Genomic DNA, 17293 nt, shown 5'->3' with positions numbered 1-17293 from the left:
TTGCGCTTTATGCCCAACCCGGGCTACAACCCATCAGGCTCGTCGCCCTGACAGGCGCGCCAATCAAACAATCTCCTGCACGTACTGCCACAGCGCTTTCAACAGCGCCTGCTTCTCACTATTGTCCGGATATTGCTGATATAGCATCTGCAACTCATCGGCGTAAGCCTGTAAACGCTCCGGGGTAAACACTTCACGACGATGCTCTAACCAGCGCTGTTGCTCGGCTTCGTCGAGAGTGCCGGGGAAATTACGCGCGCGATAGTTAAACAGCAGACGAGCTATCCGCTGGTCGGCGAAGGTAATGTCCAGCGCAGGTAGGTTACGCGGCTCGGTTTCGAGGACGATTTTCATCGCCGCGCGGTCGGCATCGCTGAAAAAGCCGTTATAGAGCTGAGCATCGACGTTATCAGACGGTACAAACGGCTCCGCGTCGGCAAAGAGGGCGACCACTTTCTCACGTAGCTGTGGATGGCTGCGCAGCAGCTGCAGGTTATCCATGCAGCGTTGGCGGTTAATCCCCAGTCGGTCGGCATCCTGCGGGCGCAGCGCGTTATCCTGGGCCAGCACCGGGCATTTATTCAGATGAACCAGTTTAATCGGTACCGCTGCCAGCTCGCCGAGATCGGCTTTGGACGTATACAGCCGTTCGCGCAGCGTGTCGGCATCCAGTTCCAACAACGGGGTCATATCGCCGGCAAGATCGACCATGATCACCGCATTACGGTTGTCCGGGTGCCAGGCAAGCGGGGCAACCAGGCTGGTATTGCCGCGCGCCGCGCCGAACATGCCGGAAAAATGGACCAGCGGCTTGATTTGAACCACGTCGATAAGCGTCGCCAGCTTGCGCTTGTTGCGATGGCTGTAGAGATAATCAAACAGGCGCGGCTGCTGGGTTTTGACCAGTTTAGCCATGGCGATGGTGGCATAAACATCGGCCATCGCATCGTGAGCGTTGCTGTGTTCAATGCCGTTGGCGACGGTCAGATGCTCCAGACGGAAACTCGGCAGGCCGTCGTCGTTCTCCGGCCAGTTGATCCCTTCCGGGCGCAGCGCATAGCAGGCTCGCATCACATCCAGCAGATCCCAACGGGAGTTATCGTGCTGCCAGCTCCAGGCATAGGGGTCATAGAAGTTGCGATAGAAAATATTGCGGCTGACTTCATCATCGAAGCGCACGTTGTTATAGCCGACGATGCAGGTTTTTGGCACCGTGAACAGATCGTGAATACGGCGGGCAAAGGCCGCTTCGTTGTCGCCTTTGGCGATCGCTTCCTGAGGGGTGATCCCGGTGATCATGACCGCCTGCGGTTGCGGCAGATAGTCGTCGGCCAGTTTGCAGTAGAAGACTTCCGGTTCGCCGATGATATTCAGCTCCGCATCGGTGCGGATGGCGGCGAACTGTGCCGGCCGGTCAAGCGAGGGGCTGGTGCCGAAGGTCTCGTAATCGTGAAACAAAAATCCGGGCTGATTGGCGCTATCTTGCATAGTCTGTTCATTATCCATGGTGGCGTGCATCCGTTATGGTAAACGATTTGCCTGGGCATCAGAAGGGCGTTGGCCGCGGCAGACTTTTACCGTGTCATATTTTCTTGCAATTAAACCCTGATTTGAAAGAAGAACTTCCGTAAAAAGGACGGCGAGTCTGCCAATCTAGAGGATATGCCGTTGAAAGGCCGTTTTTTTATTGCTGTAACTTTGCTCGCTTCGAGCGTTTCTTGCGCATTTGCTGCTACTGATTTCCCCGCTACCGTGGCGCCACCGTCGATTCAGGCTGGTTCCTGGGTACTTATGGATTATACCACCGGGCAGATACTGACTGCGGGCAATGAGCACCAGCAGCGTAACCCTGCCAGTCTGACGAAATTAATGACCGGCTATGTGGTCGATCGTGCCATCGACAGCCACCGTATCACCTTTGACGATATCGTCACCGTCGGCCGCGATGCCTGGGCTAAAGGCAACCCGGTATTTGACGGCTCATCGCTGATGTTCCTGAAGCAAGGTGATCGGGTCAGCGTGCGCGATTTAAGTCGTGGACTTATTGTCGATTCCGGTAACGACGCCTGCGTGGCTCTGGCGGATTATGTGGCCGGCGGCCAGCCACAATTCGTCGCCTTGATGAACAGCTATGTTGAAAAGCTGCATCTGCAGGATACTCATTTTGAAACCGTGCATGGTCTTGATGCGCCGGGTCAGCACAGTTCCGCATACGATCTGGCGGTACTGTCACGGGCGATCATTCACGGCGAACCTGACGTCTACCATATGTACAGTCAAAAAAGCCTGACATGGAATGGCATCACCCAGCAGAACCGTAACGGGCTGCTGTGGGATAAAACGATGAATGTCGATGGCCTGAAAACCGGGCACACCTCTGGCGCCGGCTTTAACCTGATTGCCTCTGCGGTCGACGGTCAGCGTCGTCTTATTGCCGTGGTGATGGGCGCCGACAGCCCGAAAGGGCGCGAGCAGCAGGCGGCAAAACTGCTGCACTGGGGTCAGCAAAATTTCGATACCGTCCAGGTGCTGCAAAAGGGCAAAAAAGTCGGCAGCGAGCAGATCTGGTACGGCGATAAAGATCACATTGAGCTGGGTACCGATCAGGATTTCTGGTTAGCGCTGCCGAAGTCGGAAGTGTCACGCATCAAAGCGAAATATGTGCTGGATAAGAAAGATCTCGAAGCACCGATTGCCGCCAATCAGCGGGTGGGGGAGATTTCACTGTACGATGGTGACAAAGTGGTAGCCCACTGGCCGTTGGTCACCCTGGAAAGCGTCGGCAAGGGCGGATTCTTCTCGCGATTGAGTGATTATCTGCACCACGGCTTGTAATCTTTATGCCCCGTTCGGGGCATTTTTTTTGGATAATATTACGGCAACTCTGCGAATCAACTCACATACTGATCTTCATCGCCTGGTTACAATTCATGTATATTTATACAGTTGTTATCAATAATGGAGGCAGCATGGAATATCACGTTAAGTCCGTCAACAAGCGTAACATCGCCGGTTTTCATCTGGTGGGGCCCTGGGAGCAGACCGTTAAACAGGGTTTCGAACAGCTGATGGCGTGGGTTACAAACCATCAGGTGCCAGCGCAGGAGTGGGTGGCCGTTTATTACGATAACCCAGACCAGGTGCCGCCCGAGAAACTGCGCTGCGATACGGTCGTTACCGTAGCGGAAAATTATATTATCCCGCCCGGCAGCGAAGGGGTAATTCTCACTCAGATAGCCGGCGGAGAGTATGCTTTCGCCCGTGCACGGGTGGAAAATCATGACTTCTCCACGCCGTGGCTGGCCTTCTTCAACAGCCTGATGCAGGACAAGGCGTATCATATTGCGGCAAAGCCGTGCTTCGAGCTTTATCTGAACGATGGCAATCAGGACGGCTACTGGGACATTGAGATGTATGTCGCGGTGACGCCGGTCGGGAAGTAACCTGATAATCCCCCGGTGAAAAGGTTTTTTTGAGCGGCGTGCTGCTTATAGTGAAAAAGCAGTTACAATTGGCCTTTGCTACCTGCTTTCTTGCTGGAGAGCGTTGTGCGCGCTGATAAGTCACTCAAGCCTTTTGAAATTCGTCTGTATCGCCATTATCGCGTGGTGCATGGTATTCGAATTGCCCTGGCCTTTGTCCTCACTTTTTTGCTGGTCCGTCTGCTGAATGTACCGGAAGGTACCTGGCCGCTGATTACCCTGGTGGTAGTGATGGGGCCGATTTCTTTCTGGGGCAACGTGGTACCGCGTGCTTTTGAACGTATCGGCGGCACCATTTTAGGCTCGGCACTGGGGCTGGTGGCGCTCAAGCTTGAACTGATCTCCTTACCTATTATGGTGTTGTGGTGTGGTCTGGCGATGTTCCTTTGCGGCTGGCTGGCGCTGGGCAAAAAGCCCTATCAGGCGCTGCTTATCGGCATTACGCTGTCGGTGGTGGTTGGGGCGCCACCCGGCGATATGCATACCGCGCTCTGGCGAAGCGGCGATGTTATCTTTGGCTCTTTGCTGGCGATGTTGTTCACCGGCATCTGGCCACAGCGGGCGTTTCTGCACTGGCGCATCCAAATGGCCAACTATGTCACCGCCTTCAACCGTCTTTATCAGGCTGGTTTTTCCCCCAACCTGGTGGAACGACCGCGTCTGGAGAAGCACTTGCAGAAGGTGCTGAACGATGTGGTCAAGATGCGCGGCCTGATCACCCCTGCCAGCAAAGAGACCCATATCCAGAAAGCCATTTTCGAGGCGATTCAGACCGTCAGCCGTAATCTGGTTTGCATGCTTGAACTGCAGGTCAACGCCTACTGGATTTCCCGTCCCGGCCACTTTGTGATGCTCAACGCCCATACGCTGCGCGAAACCCAACAGATGACCCAGCAAACCCTGCTGACCATTGCGCATGCCTTGTATGAGGGTAATCCGCAGCCCATTCGCGCCAACACTGAAAAACTCAACGAGGTTGTGGCTGAACTGCGCCAGCTGATGAACGAGCATCAGGGGGAAAACCTGTCGGAAACCCCCATCCATGGCTACGTCTGGCTGAGCATCGAACTGGCGCGTCAGCTTGAGCTGCTGTCGAATTTAATCTGTCGGGCGCTGCGTAAATAAAAGCCAGATGCACGCAATTTGCCCACAGGTTGCTTCGATTCAGCTGCATTTAGGGTTATGATAAACGTAAAGGAAAAAACATTGTCATCAGCGTCTGCTAACAGTTATGTTAGCCCTATATAGCAGTCGCTTTACGAATCCGAATCTCAAATATTAGGGGTGTAAAAATGGAAACAACTAAGCCTTCTTTCCAGGACGTACTGGAGTTTGTTCGCCTGTATCGTCGTAAGAACAAATTGCAGCGTGAAATTCAGGACGTTGAGAAAAAGATCCGTGACAACCAGAAGCGCGTACTGCTGCTGGACAACCTCAGTGACTACATCAAGCCAGGCATGAGCGTTGAAGCCATTCAGGGCATCATTGCCAGCATGAAAAGCGATTACGAAGATCGTGTTGATGACTACATCATCAAAAATGCCGAGCTGTCCAAAGAACGCCGCGACATTTCCAAAAAGCTGAAAGTGATTGGCGAAGCGAAAGTCGAAGAGTAAGCACGCTGTACCTGCCCGGTGGCGGCCCTCGTCGCCGGGAATTTCCCCCTCTGATTTATCTCCTTTCCCCTATGGTGAACGGTCTTGTCACGTGTATTTCTGCGCGCCACGGTGTTCACAATGGGCTTTGACACAGCATTTGACAGTGCGACGAGGAACATAATGGACAATCTTTCGGCTTTCATTGCCGCCATTGCACCGCCGGATCGGGCGGCAATGGCGCAGGCGCAACAGCATCTGGACGGGCTATTAAAACCGCCGGGTAGCCTGGGGCGGCTGGAGTCGCTGGCCGTACAGCTAGCCGGCATGCCGGGGTTGCGCGGCGAGCTACAGTTGATGGAGAAAGCCATTGTCGTGATGTGCGCCGATCATGGCGTCTGGCATGAAGGGGTTGCGATTTCACCTCAGGTGGTGACGGCGATTCAGGCAACAAACATGACCCGGAAAAATACCGGCGTCTGCGTGCTGGCGGCGCAGGCCGGAGCCCAGGTACATGTGATTGATGCCGGTATCGACGCGGAGCCGATTCCCGGCCTGGTGAATATGAAAGTCGCGCGCGGCAGCGCTAACATTGCCCACACGGCAGCCATGAGCCGCGAACAGGCGACAGCGCTGCTGGAGGCCAGTATTCGCTATACCCGCGAGCTGGCGGCCCAAGGGGTGAAGGTATTTGGCGTTGGTGAACTGGGTATGGCCAACACCACCCCCGCGGCGGCAGTCGTCAGCGTACTGACCGGCAATGATGCTCATGAGGTGGTCGGCATTGGCGCTAACCTGCCGGTGTCTCAACTGGCGCACAAAGCCGATGTCGTGCGTCAGGCAATTACGGTCAATCAACCGCAGGCGGACGATGGCCTGGACGTACTGGCGAAAGTCGGCGGATTTGATCTGGTCGGTATGGCCGGTGTGATGCTGGGGGCTGCATCTTGTGGGTTGCCGGTGGTGCTGGACGGTTTTCTGTCTTATGCCTCGGCGCTGGCGGCCTGTCGTCTGGCACCTGGGGTTCACCCGTATCTGATCCCGTCACATTTGTCGGCGGAAAAAGGGGCGCGTATCGCACTGGAACATCTACAGCTGGAACCCTATCTGAACATGGGGATGCGTCTGGGTGAAGGGAGCGGGGCGGCGCTGGCGATGCATCTGGTGCAGGCGGCCTGCACGGTTTACAACGAAATGGGGACGCTGGCTGAAAGTAATATTGTACTGCCGGAAAGCCACTAACCAGCAATCAGGGCGACAGCCGTCGCCCTGATATCCACACGGATTTAGAGCGTCTGTTGCCATACGCTTTGCGGCAGCAGATAGACCTCCGCCGACGCCTGCATTCCGTCGGTTACGATATGCTTGATACCGCTGGCCATCACGGCCAGAGTGACGTCAAAGGCGTTCAGGCTGTCGCCAAATCCTGCGGTCAGGTTCAGCATCGAACCGTTGGCCATCAGATACACGGTTTTATTCTCCATCCGGTAGGCGTTGATGAACGGCATGACCTCCTCATGGCTAAACTGACGCAGGTAACCACAGTCGATCTCTTCGGCAACGTGACCCACGTTGAGGATAAATACCCCATCTTTCGCCTTGTCCAGGGCCTGGCTGTTGACCACTTTTTTGCCGCCGGTTGCCGTGGCGACAACATCCGCAGAGGTGATGGCATCCTGTAAGTCGACAACATGCCAGCCATCATAGGCCGCTTGCAGGCGACGAGCGGGATCGATTTCGGCCACCATGACCTGTCCGCCAAAGGCTTTCGCCGAGGCGGCAACGCCTTGCCCCACCAGGCCATAGCCGATCACCAGCACTTTTTTCTCATGTAGGGTCAGGTGTGTGGTCTGGAAAAAGGTGTGCCACGCGGTGAGGCCAACCATGTGGCGGTTATGCAAACCCTCTTTCACCGGCAGGTCGTCCCAGTTAAAAATAGGGTAGCCGGGACGGATATCGCCCAGGCGGCTGACGCCGGAGCCGGTGGCTTCCAGCCCTGCGACGATGTTACCAAACTCACCGCGCTGGTGGAGCAGAGTGGTAATATCCGCCCCCATTTCGCACAAATGCGTCGGTTCCCAGGCAATGGCCTGTTCCCAGGATTGCTGCCAATCGGCATCGCTCATGTCGCGCCATGCGCAGGCCTCAGCGCCGCGTTCCACCAGCCAGGCAACCACATCATCCTGAACGGTGGTCGGGTTGCAGGTGGTCAGAAAGACTTTTGCCCCTTTCTCGAGGATCCCTTGCACCAGTGGGATCATTTTCATATCCAGATGCATGCAGCAGGCCAGTCGCACCTGGCTCAGGTCTGGAAGCGCGGCAACCTGGCGCAGCGTCCGCGGCATATTCTGGCGGGCCCATGCCACGTCTTTCGTAAAGTTTGTCTTATTATTCACGGTATTGTGACCTTCAGTGCGTAGAGCGGGTTAATCCCCGATGGAAAAATGGATTCTAGCGTAAGGCGCAGGAATCCGGTAACGATGGCAAATCACGATTGTCTGTCGTCGCTATCTGAGTGTGTCTAAGCTGGCGAGTGCAGTTGTTCCGCCAGCGCCTGGCGAAAACGATCCAGCAGATTGGCTTCACCGGGCAGCAGCTGTGACAGCGAGACGGTTTTATCGGCCCGATAGACCCGCCCGCTGTTGAGCCGGGCTTCAAACGCATTCGCCGCCTGGTGTGCGGCGGAGAGATCGGCTGCCACTAAGATCACCGCATGGGCGAGGACGATATGCCCTTCTCCTTGCGCCAGTGGCCGCCAGTACTGGGCGGTTCCGGCAATTTTACGTACATCATCCCCCGCGCCGCAGGCCAGGTTGTAGCGCCCGTCACAGAACGAACCGGTAACGGACTGAAAATGGCTGGTGACGCCGAACGTCGCCAGCGTGCGCTGCAGTAGCCCGCAGAGCAGGAGGTAGATCGGCTCTGCTGCTTCTCCCAGCGGTTGCGATACCGGCCAGGCGAGACTGAGATTAACGATCCCCGGGCCTTGCGGCACCAGCCCGCCGCCGGAGCGGCGTATCCATACCGGCCAGCCGCGGTGGCTGAAAAGCGTATTCACGTGGTCGAGTTCACTAAATTTGCGATAACTTCCCGGCACGACAAACCCCTGTGGCGCCTGCCAGAGCTGGGCCACCGCCAGGCCATTACGCGCCTGCTCAATCAGTGGTTGCTCGGCAAGGGTCGGGTCGGGACAGAACCGCAGCGGGAGTTCCTGATGATGAAACTGCGCGGGCCAGCAGGCGGGGCGGTTCTCCTGGATCATGATATCTCCTTATGGACGGCGGTTTCTCCACCGTCCGCATGCTATCAGGGGTGAGGTTTCTGTTTCATCAGCATCGCCGTGAGGGCAGAAAGCAGGCAGCCGACGGTTAAGTAAATCGCCACGCTGTGCCATGATCCCCCGGAGAAGGTGACTAATGCAGCGGCGATAAACGGCGTAAAGCCGCCGCCAACCACGCTGGCCACCTGATAGCCGACACCGGCACCGCTGTAGCGGTAGCTGGCACCGAACATCTCAGTGAACATCGGTTGCTGAACGCAGACCACCATATCATGGGCGATATTGGCCAGCATCAGGGCGAAAAACAGGATCCAGAAGTAGGACTGACTCTCCAGGGCCATAAAGAACGGGAAGGCGCTCAGGGTGCCGATCAATGCACCGGTTATATAGATGCGTCGCCGGCCAAAGCGGTCAGCCAGCCAGGCGAAGCAGGGAATCGTCAGACAGCTGATGGCGCCGACCAGCAGGCCAATATTCAGGAACAGTTCACGCGGTAGCCCGAGATTCTGGGTGGAGTAATTCAGAGCGAAGGCGGTCACGATATACATCGTTAACAGTTCACACAGGCGCAGGGCGATGATCAGCAGAAACGCGCCGGGATGGCGGAGCAGGGCTTCGATAACCGGCAGACGTTGTTTCTCGGACGGTTGCGGTTTCTGTTGCTGCTGATTCTCAAATTCTGCTGATTCGGCCATGCCGTTGCGGATCCACAAAGCTATCAATACCAGCACGACGCTGAACAAGAAGGGCAGTCGCCAGCCCCAGCTCAGGAACTGCTCGTCGGTGGTATTGGCGCTAATCAGCGAGACCAGGCCGGTGGAGAGCAGCAGGCCGACGCCATAACCTACCTGCACTCCGCTGCTGTAAAAGGCTTTTTTGTGTTTGGGAGCGCTTTCCACGGCTAACAGCGCCGCGCCACCCCATTCTCCGCCAACGGCGAAGCCCTGAATGGCTCGCAGGGTAACCAGCATAACCGGTGCCCACCAACCGATTTGGTTAAAGGAGGGAAGCAGGCCGATGCAGGCAGTGGCAATGCCCATCATCCAGACAGTCATCATCAGCATACGTTTACGCCCGAGACGATCGCCGAAATGACCAAAAATAATGCCGCCTAACGGGCGAAACAGGAAACCGACGCCGAAAGTGGCGAAGGCCGCCAGGGTCCCCATGGCGGGGCTAACCTGAGGGAAAAACTCCCGGTTAAACACCAGCGCGGCGGTGATGCCGTACAACAAAAAGTCATACCAGTCGACCACCGCACCGGCAAAGCTGCCCCAGGCCGCTCTTCTGGCGCGATTCAGTGAACAAACCTCCTTGCCGGGGGGATGAGAAATAAGCGTTGAGTCCATACTAGTCCTGTCTGTTGTCATATTTGTCATTATTGGAATGAGACGCAGTCTTAGCTGCGTCTTTACAGAGACTACCTCGCAGTCCGGGCAGAGAAAAGATTTTTACCGGAGACGTTGCATAAATGGCAAAAAACGTTCTTTTTATCACCAGGTGTAAACATAAGTTCGGAGGGCTCTGAAATGCGGAAATATTTTTAATCCAGAACCTCACAACCCGGGGCTGACATCTTTTAAGAATTGACCCTAATGGTTTACAATTAACAAAACTCCAATTACGGAATGGTGAGCAAAATGCGTCTACTTTTCGCAGTGTTATTTTGTGTTATGGCTATGCCAAATGCGTTTGCAGAAAAACTGCCTGCCCCCACTGGCAAGCCCGTTTTAACCATTTCCGGCCTGATTGGGAATACGAATGCTGGCGATACTGCGGTGTTTGACCGGGATATGCTGGAAAAACTAGGGATGGAGACGATTGTTACCACTACGCCATGGTACTCGGGTAAGGTGCGTTTCGACGGTATTTCCCTTAAGAAATTGATGGATTTAGTGGGCGCCAAAGGTGATACCGCAAAGGTCATTGCCCTCAATGACTATACCACCACCGTTCCGCTTGAAGACTTCCGCAAGTTCCCGACGATACTGGCGCTGAAAATGAACGGCGAATATATGCAGATCCGTGATAAAGGCCCGTTATTTATTGTTTACCCTTACGATAGCCAGCCTGAGCTACAGAATCAGATTTATTATTCTCGTTCGGCATGGCAAGTTTCAAAAATTATCATTGAGTAAGGGTTTGATCTTGAATCGAATACTTACCGCCATTATTTTGTCGCTTTTCATCATCACCGGGTACATCACCTACCTGGTGCATGAGCGGCAAGGTGAGTTACAGAAATTAACCCGCTATACGGACTCCTGGTCAGTATCCCAGATGGTTTCCGAATATATGCGGCTGGAGGCGAGTTTGGGCGCGTATGCGCTCGGTGTTGATAGCGTAGACCACGATAAGGTCCGCCTGCGTCTGGATATCATGCTGAGCCAGATTGAACTGCTGGAGCAGGGCGATTTGGGCAACTTTATTCGTAAGGACGCCGGGCGTAAGGCCACCGTGGCGAGTTTGATTCATATTTTACGTCAGCTTGATGGGGAACTCGATACGATGACCCCGGCACAGATCAAGCTCGTATTACACGACATGACCGAGCTTGACGGGCCGATGACGTCGATTGCCTCTACCTCGCTGGTGCAGGGGATCGACGTGGTTAATGAGACCCATGACAAGATACAGAATCTGTATTTTATCTACTCTATTATCTCCGTTCTGTTGATTACCACCTGTATTACCCTGGGCTTGTTGATGCTGCGTCAGAATAACAATCTGCGCCGTGCCCATGTCAGAATGAAACTGTTGGCCGACGATCTGCAGTCATCGAAAGAGAAGTTGCAGGTGCAGAACCGTCGGCTGCAGTACGATGCCTATCATGACTCATTAACCGGAATGCCGAACCGGCTTTCTTTCTGGCAAAAATTGCAGGAAGTCGTTAACCAGGTCAGGCCTTACAACGGCTCGGCGGTGATCATGTTATTCGACCTCGATAATTTTAAAGATGTGAACGATACGCTGGGGCACGATTCCGGTGATAAGCTGCTGCAGGAACTGGCCAGTCGGCTCTCTTTTTTCCGTAAAACTTCTGAAACACTCTATCGCCTGGGAGGGGATGAGTTTGCGCTGGTCTCCAGCGATCTCAGTGAAGAAATGGCACTGGATCGCGCGCAGGTCATTCGTGAAAAAATTACCCAGCCTTATCAAATCTATGATTCGCTGATAAATATTGATGCCTGTATCGGCGTCGTACTTTCTGACCGGGAAACCCGTACCGATTATCTGTATAAGTGTGCCGATCTTGCGTTGTATGAAGCAAAGAAAGAGGGGGCCGGTACGATAAAAATCTTCCGCCCTGACATGCTGCAACGTCTCCAGGAGAATAAGTCCTTTGAGGATGATCTGCTGCAGGCTCTTGATAATGGTGAATTCCGGGTCTATTACCAGCCGATAGCCGATACGGTGAATGGCGATATTTATGGTTACGAGGCGTTGGTGCGCTGGTTCCATCCTGTGCGTGGCGTGGTGCCGCCCACGACCTTTATCCCGATCGCCGAGAAGACCGGCATGATCAATGCGCTTGGTGAGTGGGTGTTGAGCACCGCCTGTGAGGAAGCCGCGAAATGGTCATCTCCGATGAAGGTCTCCGTTAACGTGTCGCCCATTCAGTTAATTAACAGCTCGTTGACCGAGGTCGTTATCTCCGTCCTCAAGCGGACAGGGCTGGACCCGCATCGCCTGGATCTGGAAATTACCGAGTCGGATATTTTCAATGAAAATACCCGTTCTTTAGAGATCCTCAGCCAGCTGCGCGAGTTGGGCATTCAGATTTCTATTGATGATTTTGGTACCGGTTACTCGTCATTATCGCGGTTGAGCTATTTCCCGTTTGATAAGATTAAAATTGACCGCTCATTTGTGGTGAATATTCCGATGCAGAAAGATGACCTGGATATTGTCCGGTTAATTATCAGCATGGGGAAAAGCCTACACATGCGCATCGTCGCCGAAGGTGTCGAAACGGAAGAGCAGTTACGTTCATTGCAGCAACTTGGTTGCGACCTGGTTCAGGGTTATCTGATTGGTAAGCCTGGCCCACTGAATACCCCAGCAAAATAAATTCTCCTTTCTCCTTTCTTATTACGGATCTGACAAACCAGATCCGGACATTCTTATTTTTAAATAAAACTAACTCTTATTGGGTATATAAAGGGGTAGGGCTTAGCCGGTTAAAAAAATAATCCCCTTAGTGATTAAAAGGGGTATATCATATGCAACAAATTTCACCGTTCCCAACCGCACTTAACGGTCTGGAAAGCGAGGCAGAATCATGCAGCGAATTATTATTCCCACCCATTATGTACATACCCGGACCACACCGCTGTGGACCCGCGAGACGGCGCCGGCATCTATCTGGCAGCGGCATCTTGATGCCGGAACGCGGCAGGGCGTATATCCACGTCTGGCGGTGATGCAGGGGGCAATACGCTATTACGGCTATACCGATGAGACGAGCCCGGAACCCGTAGAAACGCTGACGATTGAAGCCGGGCAGTTTGGGGTTTTTCCGCCGGAGAAATGGCATCGAATTGAAGCATTGACCGAGGATACCGTCTTCAATGTGGATTTCTATGTCGATCCCCGCATTCTGATAGAGGGATAAGGACGAACGTATGAACAGTGATAACAGAGGTTATTCATTGGCCGTTGTTAACGGCAACAACAATGACAGGCAAGAGAAAGTCTATCTGAAGCCGATGGCGCTCTACATTCCTGCCATGGCCGAGCAGGCGCTGGCGGAGCTTGTGGCGCCGCTCTCTTCTGACAATGTGCAGAGGAAGGGCTTTATTGTGTCGGTGACCAATAATAATAATGGCGTATCGGTGGATAAAGAGTTTGCCTCTTTGGACGAGCTGCAGGTGCCGGGAGCGGCTGCGGATGCGGTAAAAGATCTGATTAATATCGTGCGTGGCTATGAATCGGATGAAGAGACGAACGTGTGCGGCTGGTAGGCCAGAAGAGATAAATAGTCGGTGCTAGCAGAGCCGCTTTATCGGGGCTTTCGTCGCATACACAAACAAAAAGCCCGCTCGGTTTCCCTGAGCGGGCTTCTCTAAATATGGCTCCTCTGACTGGACTCGAACCAGTGACATACGGATTAACAGTCCGCCGTTCTACCGACTGAACTACAGAGGAATCGGTGTGGAGTCGTATCTTAGCGGCGAAAAAAATTTTGTCAAACATCTAATTGCCCCCTAAGAACTAACTGGCGGTTCCATCAACAATTTGTTGCTATTACAGACGATTAATAAGGAAAAATGTTTTGCAGGATCGGCCATTCTCCATCATCATTTGAAATGTAGTTTCAACTTTTCTCACTAAGGTCTCCCTTGAACGCCACCTCCGTAGTGCGCCAGGTCTTTGAACGAACAACCTGGTTCAAAAAACGTAAGAGTTACCGTGTGCTGTACTGGCGCGAAATCAGCCCCCTCGCGGTGCCTATTTTCCTCGAAAACACCTGTGTTTTACTGATGGGCGTGCTGAGCACATTCCTGGTTAGCTGGCTGGGAAAAGAGGCGATGGCTGGCGTCGGTCTGGCTGATAGCTTCAATATGGTGATCATGTCTTTCTTTGCCGCCATTGACCTTGGGACCACGGTGGTGGTTGCCTTTAGCCTGGGTAAACGTGACCGTCGACGGGCCAGAGCCGCAGCCCGGCAGTCACTGGCGATCATGACGCTGTTCTCGATCCTGCTGGCGATAGTGATCCATGCCTTTGGTAAAGAGATCATCGATGTGGTTGCCGGAGAGGCCTCGGAAGAGGTGAAGGCGATGGCGTTGACCTACCTTGAGTTGACGGTGCTGAGCTACCCGGCAGCGGCCATCGCACTGATCGGCAGCGGGGCGCTGCGAGGGGCGGGCAACACGAAAATTCCGCTTCTGATTAATGGTGGGATGAACATTCTCAACATCATTATCAGCAGTATCCTGATTTACGGTATTTTTTCCTGGCCGGGTTTGGGGTTTGTTGGCGCAGGCCTGGGGCTGACGATTGCCCGCTATATTGGTGCGGTGGCGATTATCTGGGTGCTGGCGATTGGTTTTAACCCGGCATTGCGCATTTCGATAAAAAGTTATTTTCAGCCTTTCAACTTTGCGATTATCTGGGAAGTGATGGGGATTGGTATTCCGGCCAGCATCGAGTCCGTACTCTTCAACAGCGGCAAATTGCTGACACAAATGTTTGTGGCCGGAATGGGCACCAACGTGATCGCCGGTAACTTTATTGCCTTTTCCGTTGCCGCGCTGATTAACCTGCCGGGTAACGCGCTGGGGTCCGCCTCGACCATCATTACCGGTAAGCGCCTGGGTAAAGGACAAATAGGGCAGGCGGAGCGCCAGGCGTGGCACGTATTCTGGCTATCGACGGTGGTGCTCACGGTTATTGCGTGGGGCACGGCGCCGTTTGCTAATCTGATCGCCTCGTTCTATACCAGCGAAGAAGATGTCAAAGTCGTGGTTAAAGAACTGCTATGGCTGAACGCCTTCTTTATGCCTATCTGGGCGACATCGTGGATTTTACCTTGTGCATTTAAAGGTGCGCGCGATGTGCGCTACACCATGTGGGTATCGATGCTGGGGATGTGGGGCTGTCGTGTGGTGGCTGGCTATACCCTGGGGATTGTATTGGGTATGGGGGTCATCGGGGTCTGGCTGGGCATGGTGCTCGACTGGGCAGTGCGCGGCGTGCTGTTCTATGGCCGCATGGTGAGCGGGCGTTGGCTGTGGAAATATCCACGCGTCAAAACTCAAGTGGACGAAACATAACCACTTTTCAGTGAATGCGGTAAATTTTGCACAAAGTGGAGAATAAATCGGCAAACGGTGTGAATTATGAAAACAGCCTTTGACAAGGGCATCCACCGCCGTTAATATTCGCCCCGTTCACACGATTCCTCTGTAGTTCAGTCGGTAGAACGGCGGACTGTTAATCCGTATGTCACTGGTTCGAGTCCAGTCAGAGGAGCCATATTTAAGAAACCCGCTTAAGGAAACTTAAGTGGGTTTTTTGCTTTCTTGCTTCCAGAGTTTTCCCGTTCCCTGCACGAGCTTTGCGCAGGGAACGGGATATGACGTTAGCGGAAAGGGGGTTCGTTGAAGGTGCGCAGCTTACGGGAGTGCATGTGGTCGCCCTCCGCGCGCAGTAAATCAATGGCCTTGATACCGATTTGCAAATGTTCGGAAATTGCCCCTTCATAGAAACGGTTAGCCTGGCCTGGCAGCTTAATCTCACCGTGCAGCGGTTTGTCTGACACGCACAATAATGTGCCGTACGGCACGCGGAAGCGGTAGCCCTGGGCGGCAATGGTGGCGCTTTCCATATCGATGGCGACGGCACGGCTGAGGTTAAAGCGCAGCGCTGAGGCGGAATAGCGCAGCTCCCAGTTCCGGTCATCCGTGGTCACGACCGTCCCGGTACGCAGTCGCTGTTTGACCTCTTCTCCCGGCATGCCGCTAATCTGCTTGGTGGCGTCGTAAAGAGCGCGCTGCACTTCGGCAATGCTGGGGATCGGGATGTCGGGCGGCAGCACCGCATCCAGCACGTGGTCATCGCGCAGGTAGGCATGCGCCAGCACGTAGTCCCCAATGGTCTGGCTCTCACGCAGCCCGCCGCAGTGACCAATCATTAACCAGACGTCCGGACGCAGAACCGCCAGGTGATCGCAGATGTTTTTGGCGTTTGCCGGCCCGACGCCGATATTAATCAAGGTTATTCCCTGACCATCTTTGGTGATCAGGTGCCAGGCAGGCATCTGATGCTTTTTCCACGCCAGATCGGAAACGGCCTGCTCCGGCGCTTCGGTATCGGCGGTGATCCAGATGCCGCCGGCGCAGGAGAGGGCGATATAGGGGCTGTCGGGGTCAAGAATCTGGCTGCACCCCCAACTGACGAACTCATCGACGTAACGTGTGTAGTTGGTAAACAGGACGTACGGCTGGAAGTGATCGACCGGCGTGCCGGTGTAATGACGCAGGCGCGCGAGTGAGAAATCCACGCGACGGGCATCAAAATGGGAAAGCGGATGGTGCTCGGTAGGGTGGAACAACCCGTCCGCGGTCTCATCGCCGATTTGCGACAGCTCGGTGGTCGGGAAATGGCGGGTCAGGCCAGCACTCATTGAACGATCGAGCGTTAAAGCTGAACCATCGATGACATACGGATACGGGATTTCATGCTGCGACAGCCCGACGCTGATATGCGCGCCATAATCCTGATACAGCGAAGTGAGCTGCTCTAGCAGATAGGCGCGAAAAAGTTTGGGATTGGTAATGGTGGTGGTGTAGCAACCGGCATGAGTGAAGCGGCCCCATGCCCGGGTTTTTAGCGCTTTATGGTCGGCGCCATCCCACGATACGGACAGCTGCGGATAGACAAACAGTCCGTTCGCACGCTCTGCTTCATCAGGAAGTACGCTGTGGTTGATATACTCGCCGATGGCTTTACGTAATGCATTGACCGAACGTTCATACTGCGCTTCAAGCTGGCTCAGCGCTTGCTCCGGGGTCAGACTGGCGGCCTTCTGGTTCATCTTCGCTCCTTATTTCAGGTCTGCTGACATGCCCGATAGTATGTCACAGACGGAAAAGTACGAAGGGGAATTTCAGCGGCTTAGCGGCGAAAGTGATTGAATTCGATATTGTTGATGATGTTTTATGCAGGCGTGACGGCTTCAGCCCAGTATTCGGTACTGTAGGGGCGCGCTTTGATGACTTTAATGGTGGTTGCCAGGTCGCCATTAACGCAATAGCGGGCGTTTGCCAGTGGCGTAAGCTTATCACCGCACTGCAGGAGGCTGTGGCAGGAATCAATCGTGGCGATTATCGCTAACTGGCCACTTTGCAAAACGACACAATACTGACCTGTCTCGTTGGCTGACTGCATTTTTTTGACCCACCATTCCATCCGGCTTTCTCTACGTTATG

Annotated in this window: 16 protein-coding genes and 2 tRNA genes; 11 read left to right on the top strand and 7 right to left on the bottom strand. The window is 54.2% G+C overall.

Annotated features, from left to right (window positions below):
• Nucleotides 1-63: 63 nt before the first annotated feature.
• Complete coding sequence (sbcB, locus tag ACMYSO_RS05670) at nucleotides 64-1488, bottom strand: exodeoxyribonuclease I (RefSeq protein ID WP_434669685.1); 1425 nt, start codon at nucleotides 1486-1488, stop codon at nucleotides 64-66.
• Between the two features lie 180 nt (nucleotides 1489-1668).
• On the opposite strand from sbcB, the gene dacD reads away from it, so the two are divergent.
• The 5 genes from dacD to cobT all read left to right on the top strand — a co-directional run bounded on the left by dacD (nucleotide 1669) and on the right by cobT (nucleotide 6319).
• Entirely contained in the window at nucleotides 1669-2835 is a 1167-nt protein-coding gene (gene dacD, locus ACMYSO_RS05665) for a serine-type D-Ala-D-Ala carboxypeptidase DacD (RefSeq protein ID WP_434669683.1), read from the top strand.
• 134 nt (nucleotides 2836-2969) lie between these two features.
• On the top strand, nucleotides 2970-3443 hold the full coding sequence (gene sbmC / locus ACMYSO_RS05660) for a DNA gyrase inhibitor SbmC (protein WP_434669682.1): 474 nt from the start codon (nucleotides 2970-2972) through the stop codon (nucleotides 3441-3443).
• A gap of 105 nt (nucleotides 3444-3548) precedes the next feature.
• Nucleotides 3549-4607, top strand: a complete 1059-nt coding sequence (locus ACMYSO_RS05655) for an FUSC family protein (protein WP_434669680.1) — start codon at nucleotides 3549-3551, stop codon at nucleotides 4605-4607.
• A gap of 167 nt (nucleotides 4608-4774) precedes the next feature.
• Nucleotides 4775-5098 (top strand): DUF496 family protein, encoded by a 324-nt coding sequence (locus ACMYSO_RS05650; protein ID WP_041146350.1) that lies wholly within the window; start codon nucleotides 4775-4777, stop codon nucleotides 5096-5098.
• A 162-nt stretch (nucleotides 5099-5260) separates the two neighbouring features.
• Complete coding sequence (gene cobT, locus ACMYSO_RS05645; RefSeq protein WP_434669678.1) at nucleotides 5261-6319, top strand: nicotinate-nucleotide--dimethylbenzimidazole phosphoribosyltransferase; 1059 nt, start codon at nucleotides 5261-5263, stop codon at nucleotides 6317-6319.
• A gap of 44 nt (nucleotides 6320-6363) precedes the next feature.
• Here the strand turns inward: cobT and ACMYSO_RS05640 are convergent, their stop codons facing one another.
• From ACMYSO_RS05640 to shiA, 3 genes are all read right to left on the bottom strand, one after another.
• On the bottom strand, nucleotides 6364-7422 hold the full coding sequence (locus ACMYSO_RS05640) for an adenosylhomocysteinase (protein ID WP_434670747.1): 1059 nt from the start codon (nucleotides 7420-7422) through the stop codon (nucleotides 6364-6366).
• 176 nt (nucleotides 7423-7598) lie between these two features.
• Nucleotides 7599-8339, bottom strand: a complete 741-nt coding sequence (locus ACMYSO_RS05635) for a lipoyl protein ligase domain-containing protein (RefSeq protein ID WP_434669676.1) — start codon at nucleotides 8337-8339, stop codon at nucleotides 7599-7601.
• Between the two features lie 44 nt (nucleotides 8340-8383).
• Entirely contained in the window at nucleotides 8384-9706 is a 1323-nt protein-coding gene (shiA, locus tag ACMYSO_RS05630; protein ID WP_434584028.1) for a shikimate transporter, read from the bottom strand.
• A 291-nt stretch (nucleotides 9707-9997) separates the two neighbouring features.
• Here shiA and ACMYSO_RS05625 point away from each other — a divergent pair, with 291 nt between their 5' ends.
• From ACMYSO_RS05625 to ACMYSO_RS05610, 4 genes are all read left to right on the top strand, one after another.
• Nucleotides 9998-10495, top strand: coding sequence for a molybdopterin-dependent oxidoreductase (locus ACMYSO_RS05625; protein ID WP_434669674.1), 498 nt, complete (start codon nucleotides 9998-10000; stop codon nucleotides 10493-10495).
• Between the two features lie 10 nt (nucleotides 10496-10505).
• Nucleotides 10506-12428, top strand: coding sequence for a putative bifunctional diguanylate cyclase/phosphodiesterase (locus ACMYSO_RS05620; RefSeq protein ID WP_434669672.1), 1923 nt, complete (start codon nucleotides 10506-10508; stop codon nucleotides 12426-12428).
• A gap of 211 nt (nucleotides 12429-12639) precedes the next feature.
• Entirely contained in the window at nucleotides 12640-12972 is a 333-nt protein-coding gene (locus ACMYSO_RS05615) for a DUF1971 domain-containing protein (RefSeq protein WP_434669670.1), read from the top strand.
• A 10-nt stretch (nucleotides 12973-12982) separates the two neighbouring features.
• Nucleotides 12983-13321: a DUF1869 domain-containing protein gene (locus ACMYSO_RS05610; protein WP_434669669.1), complete on the top strand. Its 339-nt coding sequence runs from the start codon at nucleotides 12983-12985 to the stop codon at nucleotides 13319-13321.
• Between the two features lie 108 nt (nucleotides 13322-13429).
• Here the strand turns inward: ACMYSO_RS05610 and ACMYSO_RS05605 are convergent.
• Nucleotides 13430-13505 (bottom strand) — tRNA-Asn (locus ACMYSO_RS05605).
• Nucleotides 13506-13699: 194 nt separating this feature from the next.
• Here ACMYSO_RS05605 and ACMYSO_RS05600 point away from each other — a divergent pair.
• Together ACMYSO_RS05600 and ACMYSO_RS05595 are read left to right on the top strand one after the other, a co-directional pair.
• Complete coding sequence (locus tag ACMYSO_RS05600; RefSeq protein ID WP_434669667.1) at nucleotides 13700-15136, top strand: EmmdR/YeeO family multidrug/toxin efflux MATE transporter; 1437 nt, start codon at nucleotides 13700-13702, stop codon at nucleotides 15134-15136.
• Between the two features lie 126 nt (nucleotides 15137-15262).
• A tRNA-Asn gene (locus ACMYSO_RS05595) sits at nucleotides 15263-15338 on the top strand.
• Nucleotides 15339-15444: 106 nt separating this feature from the next.
• On the opposite strand, the gene ACMYSO_RS05590 is transcribed toward ACMYSO_RS05595, so the two are convergent.
• Nucleotides 15445-16899 (bottom strand): AMP nucleosidase, encoded by a 1455-nt coding sequence (locus ACMYSO_RS05590; RefSeq protein WP_434669666.1) that lies wholly within the window; start codon nucleotides 16897-16899, stop codon nucleotides 15445-15447.
• Nucleotides 16900-17021: 122 nt separating this feature from the next.
• The gene (locus ACMYSO_RS05585; RefSeq protein WP_434669664.1) at nucleotides 17022-17273 is read right to left on the bottom strand and encodes a histidine kinase; all 252 of its coding nucleotides are present in this window, start codon (nucleotides 17271-17273) and stop codon (nucleotides 17022-17024) included.
• Nucleotides 17274-17293: the final 20 nt, after the last annotated feature.

The sequence above is a fragment of the Klebsiella sp. B345 genome, from assembly GCF_051131735.1.
In the GTDB taxonomy this organism is placed as follows: Bacteria; Pseudomonadota; Gammaproteobacteria; order Enterobacterales; family Enterobacteriaceae; genus Klebsiella.
Note: the sequence above shows the minus strand (reverse complement) of the source record. Positions and strands in the feature narration are given on the sequence as shown.